We start from the raw sequence: 745 nt of genomic DNA, 5'->3' as shown, positions 1-745 counted from the left end.
TGATACTTGGTGGGAAGCTGCCTGGGAAAGTAGATGGTTGCCAGATTTCAATTTTTGCTTTCGGGGTGTAGCGTAGCTTGGCTAGCGCGCCTGATTTGGGATCAGGAGGTCGCAGGTTCAAATCCTGTCACCCCGAGCCTCGTATCAGCGGAAATTTATTCCTTATGGTGGGTATGGCGCAGGTGGTTAGCGCGCCAGATTGTGGCTCTGGAGGCCGTGGGTTCGAGTCCCACTATCCACCCTTTATTTTTCGGGTCACTAGCTCAGTTGGTAGAGCACTGGACTTTTAATCCAGGTGTCTCGGGTTCGAGCCCCGAGTGACTCATGTTTTTGCAGTCGTGGCGGAATTGGCATACGCGCTAGACTAAGGATCTAGTCCGGGTTTCTGGGTAGGGGTTCAAGTCCCCTCGACTGCATAATTTGCGCGAATGGCTCAGTGGTAGAGCATCGCCTTGCCAAGGCGAGGGTCGCGAGTTCGAATCTCGTTTCGCGCTTTTAGCTTTTGCATTATCGTATAGTGGGCTATCGCCAAGCGGTAAGGCACAGGACTTTGACTCCTGCATTCGCTGGTTCGAATCCAGCTAGCCCAGGTTTCAAATAATGCTAACATAGTTTGTTTATTGGGGTATAGCCAAGCGGTAAGGCAACGGATTCTGATTCCGTCATTCGCAGGTTCAAATCCTGCTACCCTAGTTTAAGAGCCTGTAATCATACAGGCTTTTTTATTACGGAAAAGAAAAAAACT

At 50.1% G+C, this 745-nt stretch carries 7 tRNA genes; all 7 read left to right on the top strand.

From position 1 onward, the window contains the following. The first annotated feature begins 61 nt into the window (after positions 1-61). The 7 genes from RTK36_RS15715 to RTK36_RS15685 all read left to right on the top strand — a co-directional run bounded on the left by RTK36_RS15715 (position 62) and on the right by RTK36_RS15685 (position 693). Positions 62-136, top strand: a tRNA-Pro gene (locus RTK36_RS15715). A 31-nt stretch (positions 137-167) separates the two neighbouring features. Beyond that, a tRNA-His gene (locus RTK36_RS15710) sits at positions 168-241 on the top strand. Between the two features lie 11 nt (positions 242-252). After that, positions 253-325, top strand: a tRNA-Lys gene (locus tag RTK36_RS15705). 7 nt (positions 326-332) lie between these two features. Then, positions 333-416 (top strand) — tRNA-Leu (locus tag RTK36_RS15700). Between the two features lie 6 nt (positions 417-422). Beyond that, positions 423-494 (top strand) — tRNA-Gly (locus RTK36_RS15695). A 24-nt stretch (positions 495-518) separates the two neighbouring features. After that, a tRNA-Gln gene (locus RTK36_RS15690) sits at positions 519-590 on the top strand. 31 nt (positions 591-621) lie between these two features. Then, a tRNA-Gln gene (locus RTK36_RS15685) sits at positions 622-693 on the top strand. The last annotated feature ends 52 nt before the right edge of the window (positions 694-745 follow it).

Source organism: Anaerotignum sp. (assembly GCF_031981185.1).
In the GTDB taxonomy this organism is placed as follows: Bacteria; Bacillota; Clostridia; order Lachnospirales; family Anaerotignaceae; genus Chakrabartyella.
This window is presented reverse-complemented; position numbering and strand designations above follow the sequence as displayed.